Origin of the sequence: Chryseobacterium vietnamense, assembly GCF_031454475.1 — a bacterium.
GTDB lineage: Bacteria > Bacteroidota > Bacteroidia > Flavobacteriales > Weeksellaceae > Chryseobacterium > Chryseobacterium vietnamense.
The window spans coordinates 198,787-216,255 of the sequence record NZ_JAVDQX010000005.1; the positions used below are offsets into that span (position 1 = coordinate 198,787).

At 37.1% G+C, this 17,469-nt stretch carries 14 protein-coding genes and 3 tRNA genes; 13 read left to right on the forward strand and 4 right to left on the reverse strand.

The window, feature by feature from the left end; all coding sequences use genetic code 11:
* Nucleotides 1-184 precede the first annotated feature (184 nt).
* The 3 genes from J2786_RS19405 (at nucleotide 185) to J2786_RS19415 (ending at nucleotide 4,562) form a co-directional block, all read left to right on the forward strand.
* Complete coding sequence (locus J2786_RS19405) at nucleotides 185-1,789, forward strand: sulfatase (protein WP_047428129.1); 1,605 nt, start codon at nucleotides 185-187, stop codon at nucleotides 1,787-1,789.
* A gap of 17 nt (nucleotides 1,790-1,806) precedes the next feature.
* Nucleotides 1,807-3,417, forward strand: a complete 1,611-nt coding sequence (locus tag J2786_RS19410) for a sulfatase (RefSeq protein ID WP_052186835.1) — start codon at nucleotides 1,807-1,809, stop codon at nucleotides 3,415-3,417.
* Between the two features lie 140 nt (nucleotides 3,418-3,557).
* Nucleotides 3,558-4,562, forward strand: coding sequence for a formylglycine-generating enzyme family protein (locus J2786_RS19415; RefSeq protein WP_310026396.1), 1,005 nt, complete (start codon nucleotides 3,558-3,560; stop codon nucleotides 4,560-4,562).
* A 2-nt stretch (nucleotides 4,563-4,564) separates the two neighbouring features.
* On the opposite strand, the gene glgP is transcribed toward J2786_RS19415, so the two are convergent.
* Nucleotides 4,565-6,226, reverse strand: coding sequence for an alpha-glucan family phosphorylase (glgP, locus tag J2786_RS19420; RefSeq protein WP_047428124.1), 1,662 nt, complete (start codon nucleotides 6,224-6,226; stop codon nucleotides 4,565-4,567).
* Nucleotides 6,227-6,429: 203 nt separating this feature from the next.
* Here glgP and J2786_RS19425 point away from each other — a divergent pair, with 203 nt between their 5' ends.
* From J2786_RS19425 to J2786_RS19445, 5 genes are all read left to right on the forward strand, one after another.
* A complete protein-coding gene (locus J2786_RS19425; protein ID WP_047428121.1) occupies nucleotides 6,430-7,227 on the forward strand; it encodes a hypothetical protein in 798 nt (265 codons plus the stop codon).
* 200 nt (nucleotides 7,228-7,427) lie between these two features.
* Nucleotides 7,428-9,530, forward strand: coding sequence for an FIDD domain-containing protein (locus tag J2786_RS19430; RefSeq protein WP_310026402.1), 2,103 nt, complete (start codon nucleotides 7,428-7,430; stop codon nucleotides 9,528-9,530).
* A gap of 85 nt (nucleotides 9,531-9,615) precedes the next feature.
* Nucleotides 9,616-10,206 (forward strand): DUF1572 family protein, encoded by a 591-nt coding sequence (locus J2786_RS19435; protein WP_047428116.1) that lies wholly within the window; start codon nucleotides 9,616-9,618, stop codon nucleotides 10,204-10,206.
* Nucleotides 10,207-10,272: 66 nt separating this feature from the next.
* Nucleotides 10,273-11,619 (forward strand): tRNA (N(6)-L-threonylcarbamoyladenosine(37)-C(2))-methylthiotransferase MtaB, encoded by a 1,347-nt coding sequence (gene mtaB / locus J2786_RS19440; protein WP_047428113.1) that lies wholly within the window; start codon nucleotides 10,273-10,275, stop codon nucleotides 11,617-11,619.
* Between the two features lie 53 nt (nucleotides 11,620-11,672).
* Complete coding sequence (locus J2786_RS19445; RefSeq protein WP_047428110.1) at nucleotides 11,673-13,190, forward strand: FMN-binding glutamate synthase family protein; 1,518 nt, start codon at nucleotides 11,673-11,675, stop codon at nucleotides 13,188-13,190.
* 66 nt (nucleotides 13,191-13,256) lie between these two features.
* Here the strand turns inward: J2786_RS19445 and J2786_RS19450 are convergent, their stop codons facing one another.
* Complete coding sequence (locus tag J2786_RS19450) at nucleotides 13,257-14,030, reverse strand: hypothetical protein (RefSeq protein WP_047428107.1); 774 nt, start codon at nucleotides 14,028-14,030, stop codon at nucleotides 13,257-13,259.
* 55 nt (nucleotides 14,031-14,085) lie between these two features.
* Here J2786_RS19450 and J2786_RS19455 point away from each other — a divergent pair, with 55 nt between their 5' ends.
* On the forward strand, nucleotides 14,086-14,523 hold the full coding sequence (locus J2786_RS19455) for an Hsp15 family ribosome-associated heat shock protein (protein ID WP_047428105.1): 438 nt from the start codon (nucleotides 14,086-14,088) through the stop codon (nucleotides 14,521-14,523).
* An 18-nt stretch (nucleotides 14,524-14,541) separates the two neighbouring features.
* Here J2786_RS19455 and J2786_RS19460 read toward each other — a convergent pair whose 3' ends face one another.
* The gene (locus tag J2786_RS19460; protein ID WP_047428102.1) at nucleotides 14,542-15,057 is read right to left on the reverse strand and encodes a shikimate kinase; all 516 of its coding nucleotides are present in this window, start codon (nucleotides 15,055-15,057) and stop codon (nucleotides 14,542-14,544) included.
* A gap of 115 nt (nucleotides 15,058-15,172) precedes the next feature.
* On the opposite strand from J2786_RS19460, the gene J2786_RS19465 reads away from it, so the two are divergent.
* The 3 genes from J2786_RS19465 to J2786_RS19475 all read left to right on the forward strand — a co-directional run bounded on the left by J2786_RS19465 (nucleotide 15,173) and on the right by J2786_RS19475 (nucleotide 15,491).
* Nucleotides 15,173-15,245 (forward strand) — tRNA-Lys (locus J2786_RS19465).
* A 35-nt stretch (nucleotides 15,246-15,280) separates the two neighbouring features.
* Nucleotides 15,281-15,363: transfer RNA gene (locus tag J2786_RS19470), tRNA-Leu, on the forward strand.
* A gap of 55 nt (nucleotides 15,364-15,418) precedes the next feature.
* Nucleotides 15,419-15,491 (forward strand) — tRNA-Lys (locus tag J2786_RS19475).
* Between the two features lie 181 nt (nucleotides 15,492-15,672).
* On the opposite strand, the gene panC is transcribed toward J2786_RS19475, so the two are convergent.
* Entirely contained in the window at nucleotides 15,673-16,521 is an 849-nt protein-coding gene (panC, locus tag J2786_RS19480; protein ID WP_047428100.1) for a pantoate--beta-alanine ligase, read from the reverse strand.
* A 171-nt stretch (nucleotides 16,522-16,692) separates the two neighbouring features.
* Here panC and J2786_RS19485 point away from each other — a divergent pair, with 171 nt between their 5' ends.
* Nucleotides 16,693-17,463, forward strand: coding sequence for a glycogen/starch synthase (locus tag J2786_RS19485; RefSeq protein WP_034693703.1), 771 nt, complete (start codon nucleotides 16,693-16,695; stop codon nucleotides 17,461-17,463).
* Nucleotides 17,464-17,469 lie beyond the last annotated feature (6 nt).

A 17,469-nucleotide genomic window follows, 5' to 3' on the forward strand; every position in this document is an offset into this window, starting at 1 on the left:
ACATCCATAACTCATTATCTTATTTCAATACAAACACAAATGATGAAAAAGAATTCTTAATGTTTTGTGGATGTTTAAAGTTTTCTTCTCCAATGTTAATCAATAAAAACAGCCTTGGAAATTTGCTCTTCTACCACAACATAGATTACGTTTTTGCAAGGTTGATTATTTAAAACTAATTGATATGTCCGGAATTTCAACCTTCAAATCAAAATCAATATCTATTCTTCTGTTGTTGATTTTACCATTTACTATCATTACAGGACAATCGCAAAAAAGATCCAAACCCAATGTAATCTTTATTGTAGTTGATGATCTGAGGCCGGAACTGGGAGTTTACGGTAATTCAACCATTAAAACACCCAATATAGATAAGCTGGCAGGAAGAGGTACAACTTTTACCAATGCATATTGCCAGGTGGCTGTTTGTGCTCCTTCCAGAGCAAGTGCATTAACAGGCTTGCGGCCGGATTCTACCAAAGTGTGGGTATTGGGAGAAGAGTTTCGTAAAATACATCCTGATGTGGTCACAATTCCCCAGCAATTTGAAAAATTTAATTATCATACGGTATCCATCGGAAAGATTTTTCATAACCACATGCCTGATTCTATCTCTTTTCGTGAGCCGGACCTCCGTCCTGATGGCTATGCCCTTAAAAATATGGTAGACAGAGATCCTGAATCTTTTTATTTCAGTGGAGAACTTAAAACTGAGCTTGCTGCCAAAAGATTGGAAAGATTAGCTAAAGATCCTAAAAGATATGGTAACGGCTGGGCATATGGACGTTCTGTAGAAGTGGCCAACTGCCCTGATGATTCGCTTTATGACGGAGCTCAGACATCACTTGCCATTCAGACGATCAACCGTGTTAAAAATAAAAAGAAACCGTTCTTTCTGGCATTGGGATATTTCAGACCGCATTTACCCTTTGTAGCTCCTAAAAAGTACTGGGATCTTTATGATCCTATGGAAATACCTATGGCGGATAACAATTTTATCCCTTTCAATGCACCGAGCATGGCAATGTATAATCAAAGAGAGATGACCGCCTGTTACGATCTGGAATACGTAAAACATCCTGCCTATTTCAGAATGCCTGAAAAGGAAGCCAGAATGCTCAAACATGGGTATTATGCTTCTGTAAGTTATGTGGATGCCTGTATCGGGCGACTCGTAGATGAGCTTGAAAAACAGAAGTTATTAGATAATACCATTATTGTGTTATGGGGAGACCATGGCTGGAAATTAGGTGAGCATAATGCATGGGGTAAACAGACTAATTACTTAAATGATACCCGTGTACCACTTATTGTTTATGCACCTGGGATGAAAAATCCAGGAAGTAAAAGCAACGAACTGGTAGAGATGGTGGATCTTTATCCTACCCTCTGTGATCTTGCAGGAATAGAAACGCCCTCTTATCTGCAAGGGGTAAGCTTTAAAAAGCTTTTGAATGAAAATAGTGTGGAATGGAAAGGGGCTGTATTCAGCCAGTTCTTACGCCCAGCCGGAGAAGGAATAGATCTTAATAAAAAAAACTATATGGGATATTCAATGGTGACCAAAAGTTATCATCTGATAGAGTGGTACTATTGGGATAAAGTAACCCAAAAACCGGGAGAACTTGTGGCACGTGAACTTTATAATCTTACCTCAGATCCGAAAGAGAATTTCAATATTGCAATGTATCCGGAAAATAAAGACATCCTTGAAAAGCTGTCCGAACAACGTAAAAAAGGATGGAAAGAGGTTAAAAATAAGTTAGTCACAGCTCAATCTACTCAATAAAAAGAAACTTATATTTCATGAAGAATTTCAATTTTTTAAAAATACTATTCATTGTATCAATTTGTAATTGTATAGCGGTAAGGGGCGGAAATTTCCATACGGCTAATCCTAAACCTAAAAAAAGTATAAAATCCAATATAAAGCAAGCAAGACCTAATATCTTATTTATTCCTATTGATGATTTAAGACCTGAAATGGGCTCTTACGGGAATACTGTTATAAAAACGCCTAATATGGACAAACTTGCCGCAAGAGGTGTTGTTTTTAAAAGGGCATATTGTCAGCAGGCAGTATGTAATCCTTCCAGAGCAAGCCTACTAACAGGTCTGAGACCTGATTCTGTGCGTGTATGGGATCTTCAGACAGATTTCAGGAAAAATCTGCCGGATGTAATCACTCTTCCGCAGGTATTCAAGAATAACGGTTATTATACGGTAGGGATCGGGAAAACCTTTCATAACACTTTACCTGATGATAAATCCTGGAATGAAGAGCTACATGTAAACGGATATCCTTTTGATCCGGATGCGGTGTATCAACTGGAAAAAAACAGGATGATTCAGAAAGAAAAGGAGCTCGCCCTTAAGAAAATGGGAAAAGCCAGGCCGGATACTTATGGATTTATCTATACAAAGGCCAATTCTGTAGAAATGGCAGATGTTGATGATGACGCTTATTATGATGGTGCGCAAACAACTATGGCCATTCAAAAGCTGAAAGAATTAAAAGGAAAAGATAAACCTTTCTTTTTTTCGGTAGGATATTACCGTCCACATTTACCATTTAATGCTCCCAAAAAATACTGGGATTTGTATAACAGAAACGATATACCACTTGCAAAAAATCAATTCATGCCCGAAAATGCTCCGGAATTTGCGGTACATGGGGATAGTGAACTGAGAGGTTATACAGATAGATCAGACCTGCCTTTACCATCGGAAAAACCTTATGATGTGGAAAAGCAAAGGGAACTTCTCCATGCGTATTATGCATCTGTTTCTTATACAGACGCTCAAATAGGCAGGCTGTTAAAAGCACTGGATGAATTAGGACTTAGTGAAAATACCATTATTGTATTGTGGGGAGACCATGGTTGGAAACTCGGAGAGCATAACAGCTGGTGTAAACAGAGTAATTATGAGATCGATACCAGAGTGCCGCTTATTATCAGTGGGGCAGGAGTAAAAGCAAAAGGAAAATCAAGCAATGCTCTTACAGAGTTTGTTGATATTTACCCTACTTTATGTGATATGAGCGGAATAAAAACTCCGGATTATCTTCAGGGAACCAGTATGAAACCTCTGCTTGCGGATCCCGGACATAAATGGAAGACAGCAGCCTACAGCCAGTTTTTATTGGGAAGATATGGAGTAAAAGCCAAAGGAGTGCAAAATGTAGAAAGAATGGGATATGCGATCCGTACCGACCGTTACCGATATGTAGAATGGTTCGAATGGAATAAAGAAACTGAAAAGCCTGGCGACTATCTGGCCAGAGAACTCTATGATCATCAAAATGATCCTGATGAAAATATAAATATTGCTGAAGAAGTTTCTTCTAAAAAATTAGTCAATCAACTTTCACTGCAGTTGAAAAAAGGATGGAGATACAGTAAACCGAGATCATAAAAACTGTAAATATTCAGATAGAGATGATGCTTTCCGTTATAAAAAAAATGATCATTTATACAGGTATACTAAGTTTTGTGTGTTCCTGTAATAAAGATAAAACCTTAAAGCCCGAGGAAAATAAACCCGGGCACACCTGTATGAATGTACCAAAACGATTGGGTACAACGGATTCTTCTCATATCAGTTTTAGCGGAACTGCTTCTCTGGAGGGAATGGTGCTTATACCGGGCGGAGAATTTGACATGGGTGGTGATAACAGTCAGGCTGATCCGGATGAATATCCTAAACACAGAGTAAAAGTTTCTCCGTTTTATATGGATATAACAGAAGTGACAAATGCACAGTTCCGTAAATTTGTAGATGCTACAGGGTATATCACAACGGCAGAACGTAAACCCGATTGGGAAGAATTAAAGAAAAACCTGCCTGAGGGTACTCCGAAACCTCCGGATAGCTTATTGGTAGCTGCTTCATTAGTGTTTAAACCCACAAGTAAACCTGTCAATCTGAATGATTTCAGTCAATGGTGGAAATGGGTAAAAGGAGCTGACTGGAAGCATCCGCAAGGACCGGCCAGCAATATTGAAGGTAAAGATAATTATCCTGTAGTGCAGATAAGCTGGGATGATGTGCAGGCATATTGTAAATGGTCCGGTAAACGCTTACCCACAGAAGCAGAATGGGAATTTGCAGCACGGGGCGGATTAAAAAATAATATTTATCCATGGGGAAATGAATCCATCAATGCAGGAGTTCCTAAAGCGAACAGCTGGGAGGGAAAGTTTCCTTACCTTAATGAAAAGAAAGACGGCTATATTACCATTGCCCCTGTGCAATCATTTAAAGCCAACGGATATGGCCTGTATGATATGGCGGGAAATGTTTGGGAATGGTGCAGCGATTTATATAATTACGATTACTATAAAAAGCTGGAAGGCAGACTGGCTCTAAATCCTCAGGGTGCCGACAGGTCTTATGACCCTCAGGAACCGTATAGTGTAAAACGCAGCCTGCGTGGAGGAAGCTTTTTATGCAATGATAGCTATTGCAGTGGATACAGGGTAGCCAGACGCATGAAAAGCAGCCCTGATACAAGTCTTGAAAACACCGGATTCAGGTGTGTTCAGGATGTTGCTCATTAATTCTATTGCTGATTATAGAGAATTCTGTAATATTCATCCGCCATTCTGTCACTGTTGAAATGATCTTTCACATCATTCATTGCATTATGCTGAATTTTTCTCCATTGGTCAGGACGGTCGTAATAAGTGGGAAGAATTTCGTTTTCCAGGATTTCATACAATGTATTTAAATCATAATTGTCCTGTTCATAAATGCTCATATTCTGATAATCAGCTTTAGGGACAACGAAGGAGTTTTCGCCATGCTTGGCAAATTCCGGAATCCAGCCGTCATCTGTGGATAAATTCACAGAACCGTTCATAGCAGCCGTCATACCGGAAGTTCCGGAAGCTTCCCTTGGAACTCTCGGATTATTAAGCCAGACATCAGAACCCTGTTTTAAAGACTTGCTTAAAGAAAGTTCATAGCCTGTAAGAACTGCAATATTTTTATGATTTTTACTTTCTTCCACCAGGGTATTGAACGTAGAAATTGCAGAGTAGTCCATTGGGTAAGGCTTCCCTGCCCAGATGATCTGTACCGGATATTTTGGATGATTCAGAAGTCTGTAGAATCTTTCCTTGTCGTGCAAAAGAAGTTCTGCTCTCTTATAGCCTGCAAATCTTCTTGCCCAGACAATAGTAAATACATTAGGGTTAAATAAATTTCCTGTTTGATCAGCAACAATACTGAACAGTTTTTTCTTTAAATACTTTTTTCGGAAATCAAAAACAGTGGCATCATTTTCATCCTTTGCATTGTATAAAGGTTTATCAGACCAATATTTAAATTCCTGAGCATTGGTAATAGAAGTGATTTCACAGATTCCCGGATATTTATTCCACATAGCTCTGGAAACTACACCATGAAGCTGGGAAACTCCATTGGCTATTCTAGCCATTCTTAACGCACAGAGGGAGTGATTGAAACGGTCATCATCAGATCCCTCAATTTTTTTCACTTCTTCCATGCTGTATCCGGAAAAATAAGACATGTCATAACATAATCTGAAACTATGTTTTTCGTTACCTGCCTCCTCAGGAGTATGGGTGGTAAAAACCAGTTTTTCTTTAACTTTATTAAGATCGCCGTTATATTTTTTCAGAAGATAAAAGGCTGCCGGAAGTCCATGGGCTTCATTAAGATGGTAAACCTCTCTTTCAATATTCATTTCATCCAGTAACTTAGCTCCGCCTTTTCCCAATAAAATATATTGGGCAAGTTTTGTAGATTCATTGGCATCATACAATTTGTGGCAGATGGTTTTAGAAACATGATCATTTTCAGGAACATCTGTAGAAAGGAAAAACATGGGTGCCGTATTGAAAATTTCAGGATCAAGGTACCATACTTTTACCCAAACCGGAGCACTGTGGATTTCGATTTGAAACTTTATTCCCGTGTCTTCAAGAAAACTGTACATTTTTCTCGTCCAAACAGGTTGTAAAGTCTGATCGTGATTTCTCGCCTGGTCATAATAACCAAATTTCCACAGGATACCGATTCCAATAAGATCCTGCTTAAGGTTATAAGCACTTCTCATATGAGATCCTGCCAGAAAGCCAAGTCCTCCCGAATATATTTTCAGTACCTGCTCAAGAGCAAATTCCATTGAAAAATAGACAGTCTTTTTTGAATATTGGGGATTGATAGTGTAGGGTATTCTGAAATTCCTGAAATCCATAAATGTGGGTTTGTGTTTAAAAAGACAAAGGTATTAATTATGAAAATAAACTTTACATTAATTAATCGATAAATTAATTAAAAACTAAGTATCGAATTGTTTTTTTACTTATCTTTAAGAGTGTAAATTTTTGATTATCAAAAACTTTTAATGATGAAAGCCAATGGCTGCATGTGTTCTTTAATTAAATAAAAAAATCACACATGAAAAAGACGTTTTCTGAAGAAGATCTGATAAAGAATCTTAGCTTATACTACCTTAATCGGCATTTGAAAAAAAAGCCAATGGAAAAGTATCACCGTACCATAGATGCATCTCCGCTGCATGACCGTGAAAAGTACAGAAAGAAATCCGAGATTCTTCTTCTCAACTCATTTATGCATCATTTCCCCGAAGTTAAATTTGAAGACCTTACCTGCGAGAGCCCAGACTTTATCGCCAAGCTCAACGACAAAAAAATTGGAATAGAACTGACCGAAGTAATCAATCATCTGGAAATGAAAAAAGTAGAAAGTACTTTGAATAAAATGTTCCGTCAGGCAGAAATATTATTAGAACAGGAAGACACTACGAAATATCGTGGTGTTTATTTTTTAGAATTCCATCCTGAAACAAAATTTGATAATCTGGAAGTGCAGCAGGAAAATATCATCAGTATTTATAAGAGCATTAAAAAAAATAAACCTGTAGGTTGTGTAAAAAGTCTGAGGAAATCTTTTCACCGCAGAAATGTTTTTATCACCCATGAGTACAGTATGAATCTGTTTGATGAATTGTGCTCCGATAAAATTCTGGAACTCATTGAAAAGAAGAACGAAAAATTCCCTTATTACGACACCTCCGTAGATGAATGTTGGCTGGTGATTGTTTCCGATATGAATTCTATTGCTTCAAGATATACTTTCATTCAGGATAAAGAACATCTGAAAGAAGTAAAAAGCCCCTTCCATAAAATATTTCACCTGGAAAATCTCTGTGGAAATATTACAAGTATAAAATAAAGCTAATGTCCTGTTATTTTTGGCTATTTTGTTCTTTAATCTGAGATAAGATGAATAATTTTAAAGCAATTGATGTTTTAATTTGTAATAGTTTAAAATTATTTAGATTTTATTGTTTTTAATTAAAATTGGGTTATATTTGATGGGTGTTGATTATCAATACAATGTGTAACTGATATAACCATAAAAACATTAAATCTATGAGAAAACTTTTACTTTTTATACTTCTATGTCTATCTCATACTTTCTATGCTCAAGCTGATTGTGCTACTGCACTCTCCGTCTGCGGAAATTCAAATATCACGTATAGCCCTACCGGATATGGTAATATAAAGGAATTGGTCAACTCGGGAAGTTGTATAGACTTTACCGGCGAGCACAACTCAATCTGGTATAAAATTACAATCGCTACAGGAGGTACCCTTACCTTTGACCTTGTACCCAATAATCCGGATGCAGATTACGACTGGGCAATTTTTGGTCCGAATGTAACCTGTGGAAGTTTGGGGTCCCCGATACGTTGTAATGCAGCAACAGTTATCGGACCCGGTCCCGCTACAGGATTGAATATGACCAGCACTATTTTAAGCGCTGCAGGAGGTTCCCTGACTCCTTATTGTAAATATCTTGATGTTTTACCGGGACAAACTTATTATTTGTTTATCGACAATTGGGTAAGCAGTACCAGTTCTACAACGGCTCCGTTTTCTTTAACGTGGGGAGGAACTGCAACACTCGCTTCACCATTTACAGATCCGGCTATTCAGACCCAGCCCTTTAATCCTCCCGGAATTCCGGCTGCCAATCCTGCTGATCCAAGAGAAGTGGTCATCTGTTCTGCAACAACTTTATTCGATTTTTCTACATTATCCTCAGGAATTCTCAATGGAAATCAAAATTTCGGGGTAAGCTATCACCTGGGTCAGAATGATGCTTTAACAGGCAATAACCCTATCACTGCTCCAATTACTGTAAATACAACAACTGTCTATTATTACAGTATCAATTATACCGATCCGGCCAATGCGTCTAATCCGCTTAATAAATGTAAACAGGTCGGAATATTTAAATTTAAAGATGGCTCTATTACAGCAAAAAATGCAACATTGACCCAATGTAACAATAATAATGCTGGGACAGCTTTGTTTGACTTAACCACAGCGGATGTTATTGGAAACCCAAATGTTACTAAGAAATATTATCCTACAATGGCAGATCTCAATGCTGGAACCAATGAGATAACCAACCCAATGGCATATGTGTCTGCAGAAGGAATAATCTATGTAAAGGTAATCTCAGAGTTTGGCTGTACTGCAGTGGCACAGATTACTTTGAAATTTTATCCGGTTGTGGTTGTGAATGAAACAACCCTGAGATCATGCTTCATCGAGGCCAGCCCATCTACAGCTTCTTTCAATCTTATCAATGCTTCGGTAACCGGACAAACCAATCCAACCAAAAAATATTATCCTTCATTAACAGATGCTGTTAACCAGACCAATGAAATTCTGAATGCCAATAATTACATTGCACCTAATGGATTTGTGTACATAAGAGTTTCTAATTCCCAGGGATGCTATAATGTGGCTAAGGTTACTCTAGTGGTTATTCCACCTGTCTATTCTGATAAACTTAAAGATGTGACTATTTGTGCGGAAGACCAAACCACTCTGGATGCAGGTCCCGGATTTAAAAGCTACGAGTGGAGTACAGGAGCTACTTCACAGACAATTAAAGCAGGAATAGGAGTGTATTGGGTAAAACTTAAAACAGGAGAATGTGTTACCACACAAACGGTAAAAGTACTCCCTTCCGAACAGCCTGTTGTTTCCGGTATTGATATCTCGAACAATACAATCACAGTATCTGTATTAGGGGGAACTCCAGCTTATAAATATTCAATAGATAATATCATCTGGCAGGATTCCAATGTTTTCAATAACCTTTCAAGAGGAGATCATAAAGTATATGTAAAAGATGCTTATGATTGCGATCCGATAGAAATAGGAATCGTTGTCCCTAATTTGATTAACGTGATAACTCCTAATGCAGATGGAATAAATGATGTGATTGATTATTCAGCCCTGGCAAACAAACAAAACCTGGTCATGAATGTTTTTGATCGTTATGGAAATAAAATCTTCCAGGCAGACAGATCAAATGGCTATAAATGGGATGGTACTCACGGTGGAAGAAGAGTACCTACAGGAACATACTGGTATTCTATCACATGGAATGAAAATGATAAAAAAAATACTGCAGTTAAATTCACAGGTTGGGTATTGGTGAAAAACAGAGAATAATAAATAAAACAGATAGAAAAAACCACTTCAATTGAAGTGGTTTTTATTTTTAAAAGTTTTTAAATTAGATATCAAAATAGAAAAAATGAAAGACCTGTTTGTAAAACGTTTTGAATACTATAAATCTCTTGGTGATAAAACCTTTGAACAGTTAACAGATGAGCAGATGTTCTGGCAGTATAATGAAGAAAGTAATTCTATTGCTATCATTGTGAAGCATCTTGCGGGAAACATGCTTTCAAGATGGACCAATTTCCTGACAGAAGACGGAGAGAAATCCTGGCGTAACCGCGATGGAGAATTTGTCAATACATTTACAACAAAAGAAGAGATTGTTGAATACTGGGAAAAAGGTTGGGCCTGCTTTTTTGATGCCCTTGAAAAGATAAATGATGATAATATGTATTCAACAACTTATATCAGAGGGGAAGCTCACCCTGTTATTGATGCAGTCCTTCGTCAGTTGGCTCATTATCCTTACCATATCGGACAAATTATTTATATCGCCAAAATGATAAAAAATGAAGGATGGAGTACACTTTCAATTGCCAGAAACCGATCTCAACAGTTTAATACAGAAATGAAAACCAAATTTTCAAGTCAGGATCCGGATCCTAATTCATCACCCGTTTGTTTTCAAAACAGCCCCGAAGTAAGGGATGAATATAAACAATAGATTGAATCAATCTTGGATTCTTATTAAAATTACTATCTTTGCACCCATAAAATTCAGGAGTAACAAATGTCTACTTTTCATAGAACTGCCGCGTTTCATACACTTGGCTGCAAATTAAACTTTGCAGAAACATCTACTATTGCCCGTCAATTAACAGATGCAGGTTATGATAAGGTAAGTTTTGATGAAAAAGCAAACGTATATGTGATCAATACATGTTCGGTGACAGAAAATGCTGACCGTGAATGTAAACTTCACGTGAAAAGAGCAATGAAAGCCAATCCGGAAGGACTGGTCGTTATTGTGGGATGCTATGCACAGCTGAAACCTGAAGAAATTTCACAGATTGAAGGAGTGGACCTGGTTTTAGGAGCAAAAGAAAAATTCAATATTCTGAGCTACCTGGATGATTTGGAGAAATCCGAGAGTGAAGGCGTAGTGCATTCATGTGAAATTGAAGAAACCGATTTCTTTATCGGAAGTTATTCTATTGGGGACAGAACCAGAGCTTTCCTGAAAGTACAGGATGGCTGTGATTATAAATGTACCTACTGTACCATTCCGTTAGCAAGAGGAATTTCACGTTCTGATACCATCGAAAATGTTCTTAGAAATGCCACGGAGATTGCTGCGAAAGACATTAAAGAAATTGTTCTTACAGGTGTAAATATCGGGGATTATGGTAAAGGAGAATTTGGAAATAAAAGACATGAGCATACATTCCTTGATCTTATTTCAGAACTGGATAAAGTAGAAGGAATTGAAAGGATTCGTATCTCTTCTATTGAACCCAATCTTTTGAAAGATGAAAGTATTGAGCTGGTTTCTAAAAGCAAAAGCTTTGTTCCGCATTTCCATATCCCGTTACAATCCGGAAGCGATGATCTCTTGAAAAAGATGAAACGTCGTTACCTGACTAAGCTTTACAATGACAGAGTAAACAAGATCCGCGAGGTTATGCCTCATGCGGCTATCGGTGTTGATGTTATTGTAGGATTCCCGGGAGAAACAGAAGAAATATTTATGGAAACTTATAATTTCCTTAATGAGCTTCCTATCACTTACCTTCACGTATTTACTTATTCTGAAAGAGAAAATACAGAAGCAGCAGCGATGGATGGAGTAGTTCCTGTTGCGGAAAGAAAAAAACGTAATAAAATGTTGAGAATTCTTTCTGAAAAGAAGAAAATGGCATTTTATCAGACACAACTTGGAAAAACGCTTCCTGTTCTTTGGGAGCACGAAAATAAAGACGGAAAAATGTTTGGCTTCACAGAAAACTATGTGAGAGTCCAGAAAGACTTTGATCCTGCATCCGTAAATCAAATCGAATTTCTAAATTTAGAAAAAATCCTGTCAGATGGCACAGTTTCTGTGCAATCTTCTTACCAAAATTTTTTAGCAAAAGCATAGGCTCTTTGCAAAAATTCTACTAAATTTATTTTTAAACTTTAAATACTACATTCATGAGAGATAAGTTTTTATCTTGGGGAATTGTATTAGTAGTTGCTACATGGATTATAGCAATACTGATCAGAGCGCATTATTGGATACCCACGCTGTTATCCGCAATTTATGCATTGGGTGTTTACAATGCTTACCAATCGAAACATGCTATTTTGAGGAACTTTCCTGTATTGGGATACTTCAGGTATTTTTTCGAGAGTATTTCACCCGAAATGCAGCAATATTTTATTGAAAGGGAAACAGATGGCAAACCATTTCCAAGAAATCAGCGTTCTGCAGTATACAGACGTGCAAAAAATTTAAGTGATACGGTAGCTTTTGGTACACAGCTGGAAGTAAATCACAGAAAATATGAAGGGATTAAGCATTCTATTTATGCAAAATCGCCATCAGAAGAACTTCCGAGAGTATGGGTAGGAGGAGAGCAGTGTACACAGCCTTACCATGCTTCCTTATTCAATATCTCAGCGATGAGCTTCGGAGCATTGAGTGACAGAGCACAGATCTCACTGAACAGAGGAGCTAAAAAAGGAAACTTCTATCATAATACAGGCGAGGGAGGAATTTCACCTTATCACATGGAAGGAGGAGATTTATGCTGGCAGATCGGGACAGGATATTTCGGATGCCGTGATGCTGAAGGAAAATTCAATCCTGAATTATTTACAAAATATTCCACCCTTCCTAATGTGAAAATGGTTGAGATCAAATTATCACAGGGAGCAAAGCCAGGACACGGAGGAGTTCTTCCGGGAGTGAAGAATACACCGGAAATTGCAGCAATTCGTCACGTAACACCTGGAATGACTGTTATTTCACCACCCTCACACAGTGCTTTTTCTGATGCAGCCGGATTGCTGAGGTTTGTACAGCAATTGAGAGATCTTTCTGGAGGGAAACCAGTCGGTTTTAAACTGTGTATCGGTGATACCAAAGAATTTGAAGATATCTGTGTACAGATGAATGTTTTGAAAATCTATCCTGATTTTATCACTATAGACGGAGCTGAAGGGGGAACAGGAGCTGCACCACCAGAATTTTCTGATGGAGTGGGGATGCCATTGGAGCCTGCTTTGATATTTGTGAACAGAACACTTAATAACTATAATCTGAGAAGTAAATTAAGAGTGATCGCCAGTGGTAAAGTTCTTACCAGTCTTGATATTCTGAGAGCAGTCGCAATGGGTGCAGATATGTGTAACAATGCCAGAGGATTTATGTTCTCTTTAGGATGTATCCAGGCGTTGAGATGTAACTCAAACAACTGCCCTACGGGAGTGGCAACTCAGGATAAAATGCTTATTAAAGGACTTGATGTGACAGATAAAGCAGAAAGAGTATATCACTTCCACAAAAATACACTCCATACCTGTAATGAATTAATTGCTGCTGCAGGAAGAAGCTCTTATGAAGAAGTAGATGCCACCATGTTTATGAGAGGAGATGAATTTGATCACCTTGCAGACCTTTATTTCCCTGATATCTTAGGAAATGTAAAACAGAAAGCAAGACCGTAATTACATTTTACATCATAAAAAAACACCGTTTGAATAACGGTGTTTTTTATATAATTACTTTTTATTTTATTGCTGTTGTTCCTGTGTTTGTTTGTCATCACTTGGTCTGTCCTCTCTTCCATAAATCTGAAAGTTGAACACAAAAGATTTATTTCTGTAAGAAGTATTTAGATACGGATAATGAGGATTTCTTGCAAAAGCAGCTCTGGAAGGAACGATGATTACTCCCTGTAAGTTATAGGGTGATTCACCGGTAAGATTATCAAATGCTTTGAACTTCTGTAAAGCTTCTCTAAATCCTGGAATTTGATAATATTTTGCTTTTTTTGCAGCATCAGGGGTCGTAACAGTGCTCAATATTGATTTCTTTACATAGTAATACATTGGGTCAATAACAGGTACACCCGTTCCGTCAATGGTATTTAAAAAGGCAGCTTTTGCTTGAAATGTAGTGCTTCCATCAGAATTAACGGCCAGATACGAGTATCCTCTTCCCATAATTTTGATAATATCATCATCCTTAATGGTTTGATTAGCTGTAGGATTAACAGGCTGAGCACCACTTCTCATAATATAGATTGTTCCTGAAGGAAGAGTTACAGGCGACAGTTCAGATAATTTCTTTTCATTATCATCTGATGTGTCTGTAGAGCTGAAAGCTTTTATATTACCCTGCGCATCGAGATAATTCTCATCCATGAATTTCTTAATTGCCTGATCATCATAGGTGTTTTGCGTAGCAATATCTTCCGGTTCTACATAGGGTGATGTGTCATCATCTTTCTTACAAGCAGTAAAACACAAAGATCCTGCAAGGATATATAAAAATATTTTTTTCATTTCAAAAAACTTTAATTACTTTACAAATAATATAACGGCAAAAGTATAAAAAATTATGAGAATAGATAAATTTTTATGGAGCATTCGTTTTTATAAGACGAGAAGTATTGCAGCAGAGGAGATTAAAAAGAATAGAGTTTCTATAGGAACGTCTGCCGTAAAGTCATCTAAAGAGGTAAAAGAAGGAGATACTATTAAAATCCGTAAGAATCAAATTGATTATAAAATAAAGGTAATTCAGATTCCTAAAAGCAGAATTGGAGCCAAGCTGGTACCTCTTCATATCCAGGATGTGACAGATAAAGAGCAGTACGAACTGTTGAAACTCCGTAAAATGTCACAAGACTATTACAGAAATAAAGGAGAGGGAAGACCTACCAAAAAAGACAGAAGAGAGATGGACGACTACGTAGGAAACGATATCGATTCTGATTTTACAGACTGGGACGATTTCTTTGGAGAGACAGGTAATGAAACTGATGATGAAGATTAATAGTAAAATAAAAAAGCTCTAGAGATAGAGCTTTTCTATTATTTCGTTCACAATGTCTTCCGGTTCTCGGGAATCTGTCCCTACAGTGAATTGTGCTTTGCTGTAAAACTGATTCCTTTCAAATAAATGCTTGGCAATGAATTCCGGCAGGTCTTCATCAGATATATTGGCAATCAAAGGTCTTTTTTCCTTCTGTTTTGAAAGTCTTTCAACCAGTGTTCCTACTCCTGTTCTTAAAAAAACACTCTTGGAATTGTGATTGATGATTTCCATGTTATTATAATATACGGGAGTTCCTCCGCCAAGACTTAAAACCACATTTTCTTCAGAAGCCAATATCTCTTCAAGCGCCTCTCTTTCCAGCTTTCTAAAGTAAATCTCTCCCTTTTTTTCAAAAATTTCAGGAATGGTTAATTTATTTCTTCTGGAAATCTCTTTATCGAGATCAATTAATTTAAAATCTATTTTTTCGCTTAATATTTTGGAAATGTGAGATTTGCCACTTCCCATGTATCCGATCAATGAAATTACCATGAATTTTTTTTAAACAAATTTGCGAAAAAGTTTTGAGATAAAGAAAAAAGTCATATCTTTGCACCACTTAAAACAAGGGACATTACTTAAATGAAAACTTGTTACACAAGTGGCCGACTCGGTAGCTCAGCTGGTAGAGCAATACACTTTTAATGTATGGGTCCTGGGTTCGAATCCCAGCCGGGTCACTAGCAATAATAATTACTTAGTTTGTAATTTTATTGCCTGCGTGGTGAAATTGGTAGACACGCCATCTTGAGGGGGTGGTTTCCTAAGGATGTGCTGGTTCGAGTCCAGTCGCAGGCACTGCAAAGAAAATTTTATAATTAATATTGAAATTTATTTCATTTTAATTGTGGCCGACTCGGTAGCTCAGCTGGTAGAGCAATACACTTTTAATGTATGGGTCCTGGGTTCGAATCCCAGCCGGGTCACAAGTTTACTGAAAAGTAAATTTTTTTCATATTAATATTTTGTGATTTGGTGTTTCAAAGGCTTCCTTCAGGAGGCCTTTGATTTTTGTATAAACTAAGCCTTCCCTAATCTTTTGTTGATAGATTCAAGAAAAATCCCCAACTGAATCAGCAGGGGATAGTATATTGTAATGGATAAAGATTAATCCAGATGCATATTGTCAATTAATCTCACTCCATCTACTACAACTACAATGAAAGCTCTGAAATTTCTGTCTTTATAGAAAAAGTCAGTTTCCTGTAATGTGTTTTCATCAGCAATCAGAAAATATTCAAGCTTCATGCCTTGCTGATCATCAAAAATATCAGCTACTCTTTCCTTAATTTCCGGAATACTCACAGTCCTGAACCAGTCGTTTACTTTTTTTAAAGTCTCATAAATTACTTTAGAGGCTTCTTTTCGGTCTTCATGAAGTCTTTGGTTTCTTGAGCTTAATGCGAGTCCGTTTTCTGCTCTGTAAATAGGAACTCCGGTTATTTTAACGGGAAGATGCTTTTTCTCCACCATTTTTTTAATAATAGCAAGCTGCTGAAAATCTTTTTCACCAAAATAAGCATTATCAGGCTGTACCTGTCTGAAAAGCTCTTCTACAACAGTTCCTACCCCATTGAAATGCCCCGGTCTTGATTTGCCTTCCATCTCATTTTCCAATCCGTCATAGTCATATGATTGGCTTTCTGCTTTTTCAGGGTAAATATCAGCTACTTCCGGGATGTAAACAGCATCTACAAGACCTGAATTCTGAAGAATAAGAATATCCCTGTTGATATCTCTTGGATATTTTTCAAGATCTTCAGGATTGTTGAACTGGGTTGGATTTACAAAAATTGATGAAATGACAAGGTCATTTTCTTTTCTTGCCTCTTCATACAGAGAAAGATGGCCATTGTGCAGGGCACCCATAGTAGGGGCAAAGCCAATTCTTTTTCCCATTTCTTTCTGTCTTTCAATGAAATCCTGAAGGACTTTTCTGTTTTTTAGAACTTCCATAGTTTATTTTAATACTATTTCAAAAATACTAAAAATATCGCATAATAATATGTACTTTTAATAATTTGAAAAAGGGAATTTTCGTAAAAAAATGTTAATTAAAATAATGTTGGATGTTTTTTTGTAATTTTGCACATTAAAGCATTTTTACAAAAATTAGATAGAAAGTTTATGCCGAATCAAAAAATACTGTACATTACTACAGAGATGTATCCATATCAGGAAGATACAAATATGGCTGCAGTGGTAAACAAAATGGCACTTAAGATGCACCAAGAAGGCAATGATGTAAGAGTTTTTATGCCAAGATTTGGACAAATAAGTGAGAGAAAATTCCAGCTTCATGAAGTAATCCGTCTTTCAGGGATGAATATTATTATCAATGACCTGGACCAGCCTCTAATCATTAAAGTAGCGTCTCTTCCGGGGGAAAGACTTCAGGTTTACTTTATTGACAATGAAGAATACTTCAAAAGAAAACAATATTATTTCGATGATGAAGGAAACCCTTTCGAAGACAACGACGAAAGAGCTATTTTCTTTGCCAGAGGAGTTATTGAAACCATTAAGAAACTAAACTGGGTGCCGGATGTTATCCATTTGAATGGATGGATGTCTTCTTTTGTTCCAATTTATCTAAAAACTTACTACGAATCAGATACTTATTTCAAGGACGCAAAAATTGTACTTTCTCTTTACAATGAGAAAGATGCTGACCTGGACAAAAAGATCGATGAAAAGCTGCAGTTTGATAATATTTCAGGATTAAAAGCGTTAGATAACCCAACTATTAAAAGTTTTGTTATCGAAAGTATGAACTACGTAGATGCCGTTGTAAAAGGTGACGAGTTTCTGGATGAAGACCTGGATAAGGCTTTCAACGAAACAGCAACCCAGAAATCGGAGTATCTGGACGTAGATTCTATAAATCAACTTTATTAAAAACAC